At 56.8% G+C, this 5,729-nt stretch carries 5 protein-coding genes; 3 read left to right on the forward strand and 2 right to left on the reverse strand.

Going from position 1 to position 5,729, the window contains the following annotated elements:
- Positions 1–434: 434 nt before the first annotated feature.
- The 3 genes from P7F28_RS07925 to P7F28_RS07935 all read left to right on the forward strand — a co-directional run bounded on the left by P7F28_RS07925 (position 435) and on the right by P7F28_RS07935 (position 4,079).
- On the forward strand, positions 435–1,256 hold the full coding sequence (locus tag P7F28_RS07925) for an alpha/beta fold hydrolase (protein ID WP_277183969.1): 822 nt from the start codon (positions 435–437) through the stop codon (positions 1,254–1,256).
- Positions 1,257–1,504: 248 nt separating this feature from the next.
- Complete coding sequence (locus P7F28_RS07930) at positions 1,505–2,419, forward strand: AraC family transcriptional regulator (RefSeq protein ID WP_277183970.1); 915 nt, start codon at positions 1,505–1,507, stop codon at positions 2,417–2,419.
- A gap of 184 nt (positions 2,420–2,603) precedes the next feature.
- The gene (locus tag P7F28_RS07935; protein WP_306805829.1) at positions 2,604–4,079 is read left to right on the forward strand and encodes a winged helix-turn-helix domain-containing protein; all 1,476 of its coding nucleotides are present in this window, start codon (positions 2,604–2,606) and stop codon (positions 4,077–4,079) included.
- On the opposite strand, the gene P7F28_RS07940 is transcribed toward P7F28_RS07935, so the two are convergent.
- Positions 4,069–4,449, reverse strand: a complete 381-nt coding sequence (locus P7F28_RS07940) for a glyoxalase/bleomycin resistance/extradiol dioxygenase family protein (RefSeq protein ID WP_277183971.1) — start codon at positions 4,447–4,449, stop codon at positions 4,069–4,071. The two genes, P7F28_RS07935 and P7F28_RS07940, sit on opposite strands and share 11 nt — an antisense overlap.
- A gap of 40 nt (positions 4,450–4,489) precedes the next feature.
- Positions 4,490–5,729 (reverse strand): patatin-like phospholipase family protein (locus tag P7F28_RS07945; protein WP_306805830.1); only part of this gene is annotated, 1,240 nt, incomplete at its 5' end.

Consider the following 5,729-nt stretch of genomic DNA (forward strand, 5'->3'; position numbering starts at 1 on the left):
GCAGGCTCCGGTGTTCGTTGCAGGAAAAATCGAAGCCGATTCTAGGAGCGCGTCCGCCTTAACGTCCTTGGGTCAGGCGGTTAATCGTTCTTAAAAGAACTAAGCACTTTGATTTCTTAGCGGCGCTTGACGCAGCAATGGATCGATCACGACGCCGCCTTTGTCACGCCCGCAGACACGCTTGCCGAATTGCGCAAAGATAGTCTGGCGCTTGCGGGCTTGGTACGCGCGAGCGCTTAAGTTGGTACGCGCGAGCGCTTAAGTTGGTACGCGCGAGCGCTTAAGTTGGTACGCGTGAGCGCTTAAGAAGATTTAATCTTTCTGAAGTTCTCGCGCGCGCAAGCAGCACCTAGGATCGATAGATCATCCACCACCGCCCGAGCTTTGGGCTCAGGCGACCATTCCTGTAGCCGAACACGGAGAAAATCGAAATCATGAGCACGGTCACGACGCAAGACGGCACGCGCATTTTTTATAAGGACTGGGGCACGGGAACGCCCGTGGTGTTCTCACACGGCTGGCCGCTCAATGCCGATGCGTGGGACGCGCAAATGCTGTTTCTCGTGCAGAAGGGTTATCGCGTGATCGCCCATGATCGGCGCGGTCATGGCCGCTCGGATCAGCCTTCCGAGGGCAACGACATGGACACCTATGCCGACGATCTCGCCGCCGTGATCGAAGCGCTCGACCTCAAGGGCGCGATGCTGGTCGGCCATTCAACGGGCGGCGGCGAAGTGGCGCATTACATCGGCCGCCACGGCACCGCGCGCGTGGCAAAGGCAGTGTTGATCGGCGCAGTGCCCCCGATCATGCTCAAGACGGAGAGCAACCCAATCGGTCTGCCGATCGATGTATTCGACGGCATTCGCGCAGGCGTTGCCGCCAACCGCTCGCAGTTTTATCAGGATCTGGCCGTGCCGTTTTACGGTTTCAATCGCAAAGGCGCGAAGGTTTCGCAAGGCACCATCGACGAATTCTGGCGTCAGGGCATGCTCGGTTCGATCAAAGGCCATTACGAGTGCATCAAACAATTCTCGGAAGTCGATTACACCGCTGACTTACAGAAGATCGACGTGCCCACGCTGATTCTGCATGGCGACGACGACCAGATCGTGCCGATCGATGCCGCCGGGCGCAAATCTGCGGAAATCGTCAAGAACGCCACGCTCAAGGTCTATGAAGGCGGCTCGCATGGCATGTGCACGGTTGAAGCGGACAAGGTCAACTCAGACCTGCTGGCATTTCTGCAAAGCTAATCGCTAAAGCTGCTTTAGCGAATTGATCAAGGCGCAAGCGCACAGGCTTGCGCCTTTTTGTTTAAGCCTTTGCCATGACGTCCGCCGTTTCCCCGTAGTTATTAATTTATTTCCGATACATCGACATATTCGTATGGTAAGTTTCTCCCTGATTTTTGGTTTAACGATGGTTTAAAGAATAAGAACGAGCGTAAGCCGCACCCTTGACTCCACTGGCATGGCATCGCAACGAGACGAGGTCGTTCATCATGCAAGACACACGGGAATCTGCTTCGACACCGCCACGCGCCAAAGACTCGCTCGGCTGCCAGGCCAACCGGCTTCGCAAAGATCAGGAAATCGACGCGGGCGAATTCACTTTCTTTAGAAAATGCACGCTCGACGATAACCCGAGCACCGTCGCCACGCCTGCATCGGGGCGCGGCTTTCTTGTAGGCGTTGCGCTTAGCGCCGGTCATAGACGGCGCATCTTCAACGGCGTGCGCTCATCGGTCTATGACTTCGATCAGCACACTGTGTATGTACGCGACTTCGCAGAAGACTATCGGGCCGACCTGCAACGCGGCTTCGACTTCGTACTGATCGAGTTATCACGCGCGTTCGTTTCGAAGGCAACCTATGAAAGCGGCGCGCCGAGCACGGCCGGCGTCTACGCCACGCCGGGTCATAAAGATTTAATCCTCGGTCATCTTGCGCAAGTGCTTGCTCTGACGCTGGACGGCCATCACGACGCGAGCCCGCTTTTTATAGAACAATTGGGTGTCGCGGTCGGCACGCATCTGATCGAACATTATGGTGCGGCGCCTTCGCGTGCGTTAAAGGTGAACCGGCGCTTGTCGGCTTTGCAAGAGGCTCGCGCTAAAGAAATGCTCTTGGCAAGCGCTCAAGGGCGCGTGTCGATCGAAGACATTGCACTGGCTTGCAATCTCTCGCGCAGCTATTTCATCCGAGCATTCAAGGAAACGACTCACCGCACGCCCTATCAATGGCTGATCGAGCAGCGCATCGATCAAGCGCGCAATCTGCTTATGCATTCGGACGCGCCTTTGTCGGATATTGCCGTATCGTGCGGCTTTAATGATCAAAGCCATTTCACCCGCATCTTCTCGCAGATGATGGGCACGCCACCGGGCGCCTGGCGACGTCTTCGAATCAGTCACTAAAGCTGCTAAAGCCGCTAGAGCTTTAGCGAACCGCCATATACCGGGATCGCGCTTGCGATTCACTTTCGTACAAAGCATCGCACTTCCGTACAAGACACCACATGCCTTGCGGAAGTATTTTCTTAGCATGCGATGCCGGGCGCTTAACGCCGGTCATCATGTCCTCTATGCACTGAGCTTCCGCATGGCCGGTCCATGCGAACGCGCGAATCACATTTCATCGGAATCCAGACGCGACATGATCGAAGTAGGCCGCTTTCAACTCGACCCTGAGATGCGCACGCTGCGCCGTGGCGGTGAAACCGTCCCGCTCGGCTCGCGAGCGTTCGATATTCTCGCGGTGGTCGCACGCGCCCGTGGCCGGCTCGTCAGCAAGCACGAATTGATGAGCGCCGTCTGGCCGCAGACCGTGGTCGAAGAAAACAACATACAGGTGCACCTTTCCACGTTGCGCAAGGTCTTGGGCGATGACCGCGGCCTGCTCGTCACCGTGCCGGGGCGCGGATATCAACTGCTGCAAACATCCAAAGCAATGCCTGCGCGCACGATTCGCCGCGTACCTGTGCCTAAGACCACGCTTATCGGACGCGATCAGGATGTGCGGCAAGTGCGGGCCATGCTGGATCGCGCGCATGTGCTGACGCTGGTTGGTGCGGGTGGCATAGGCAAAACCAGTCTGGCAATCGAGGCGCTTCGGCAAGCCGCCGATGATTTCGATGAAGCACCATGCGTAGTCGAACTCTCCGCGCTTAAGACAAGACAGGATGTGCTTCACGCCATCGCGCAGGGCTGCGGCTTGCAAAATGCGGATAGCGCTTTAAGGCTTGCCGATTTAGCGGAATCGCTTGCGCCGCTAAAGACGCTGATCTTGCTCGATAACGCCGAACACGTCATAGAACACGTAGCGGAAGCCGTGGAAGCAATTATTGCGGAGAACGATGTATTATACATCCTCGTCACCAGTCGCGAGCCTTTGCGCATCATGGGCGAAACGCTCTATCGTGTCGATCCGCTCGTTGTGCCCGCGCCCGATTGCACCGTCGCGGAATTGCACTCGTGTCCCGCCGTCGATCTATTTCTTCAGCGGGCCAATTCACTGCATGGAAGGCTTAAGCCTGATGAAAACGAAATCAGGCTCGTCGCGGAAATTTGCCGGCGTCTGGACGGCATTCCGCTTGCCATTGAACTGGCTGCGGCGCGCGTGCTTGCTTTAGGAATAGAAGGCGTATGCCGCCGCCTCGACGATCGCATGGCGATACTCGCGGGCGGTTATCGCACCGCCTTGCCGCGCCATCAAACCTTGCGTGCGACCTTCGACTGGAGTTTCGCCTTACTCGATCAAGACACTAAAGCGCTATTCCGCCGCCTTGCGATATTTGGCGGCGCATTCACATTTGAAGCCTTGAGCGCCATAGCCTGCGACGAAGACCTAAGCCCGGCCAGCGCGATCGACGGTATCAGCGAACTGGTTGGGAAATCGCTGGTCAATGTCGAATTCGACGGGCCGGTGGCGGCGTATCGGCTATCGGAATCGACGCGCGCTTATGCGCTTGAAAAGCTTAACGCCGAAGGCGAGTTTCAGTCCATGTCGATGCGACTGGCTGCGCTAAAGACAAGCGATAACAAGCCGCAGCCAACTGAATGTTCGCTTATTGATTAGCGACCCACCATGTATTGCCGTCCGCGTCGCTAAAGCCGGCGCGAAGATCGTCGTCTTCGTGCTTTCGAGTGGGTGCTTGCACCGACTGCGCGCCATGCTCGATCGCGCGTTCGTAGACGGCGGCGGCATCGGGCACATAAACATGAATATGCACGGCCGATGTCGCATGCTGCGTCGCGCCGCCGCCGATCATCACGATACTATCGTCGATGCGCACTTCCACGTGCATGATCGAGCCATCCGGACGATCGACACGGCGCGTCACGTCGGCATCGAAAATATGCTTGAGGAATTGAATAAGGCCCTCGGCGTTGCCCGAAATAAGATAAGGGCTTACCGAGGGATAATTCGCTGGCTTCCAATCGCTCATGATCTTTACCCGAAAATGCGCTAAAGACCATCAGCTTAGATCAAATCTCGGCGCTTATCTCGTCGAGCTTTGAAGAAACGGCTTTAGGCATTTCCGCGCTCGGCTCGGGCGCGGGTTCGAAGCGGTGCACATCATGCGTAACGAAGCCCAGTTCATGACTCGGAATTTCCAGCCATTCCGGATGCGCGAACGATCGGCGAATATCTTCCAGACCACTCGCCCAATGCTCGTCCATCGTGTCATTGCTGAACTCGTAGTCCTTATAGTGCCCTTCAAAGAATTTATTCTTATAGATAAGGTGCACAACGTTGACCGCGCCGCCATCGGCCACTCTTCGCGCGTCCTGTAGCAAGGGATGCGAACGGCGCACCTTTTCAGGCACATGTTCGAGTAGTTCCTTGATCAGGCGTGCATGCTTCTGGCTCTGCGAAACAAAGTCGGTGATCGCGCGGGTACGGCTCGAAAACTGAATATCCTTAGTCCGTTCCGCGATATCCAGAAAGTCACACGGCAGCGTGCCACGCGCGCTCCACAAGTCCACTTGAAATACGAGCGTATCTTTATGCTGGCTCTCGCGAATGATTTCCGTCAGCGGTGTATTGGACACGAGACCGCCGTCCCAATAGAACTCACCATCGATCTCCACTGCCGGAAAGCCAGGCGGCAAGGCACCCGATGCCATGAAATGCTCGGGTTCCAGCCGCGTTTTCGTATTATCAAAATAGACGAGATTGCCCGTGCGCACATTCACTGCGCCGACCGACACTCGCATGTTTCCATCGTTGATGCGATCGAAGTCCGCGTATTGCAACAAGGTGGCGCGCAACGCGGAGGTGTCGTAATAGCTCACCTCGTTCGGGCGCTTGTGCTTGGATTGCGCCAAAGGCAATTCCACACGCGGTGAGAAAAAGCCCTTTTGCCCTTCGGTCAATGCACGCGCGGCGGCCCACATGCTCGAAAATTTCCGGCCGATATTCGCAAAGCCGAATGCCGCCGGAATAAAAGCGCCGACATGTCCGATCAGATCGGCCGGCTGGCAGATCGTGTTCCAGAAACCACGCAGCGCCGCCACGCGATTCTCCGGCGCATTGCCCGCGATGATCGCCGTATTCAAAGCGCCGATGGAAATACCCGCGATCCACGTCGGCTCGACGCCTGTTTCGTTAAGGCCCTCGAATACGCCCGCCTGATACGAACCGAGCGCGCCGCCGCCTTGCAGCACGAGGCCGATTTCGTCGTAAGGCGGCAGCGTAATGTGATTCGGCTGAGTGAGGGAATTG

It is taken from the genome of Caballeronia sp. BR00000012568055 (assembly GCF_029439455.1).
GTDB lineage: Bacteria > Pseudomonadota > Gammaproteobacteria > Burkholderiales > Burkholderiaceae > Caballeronia.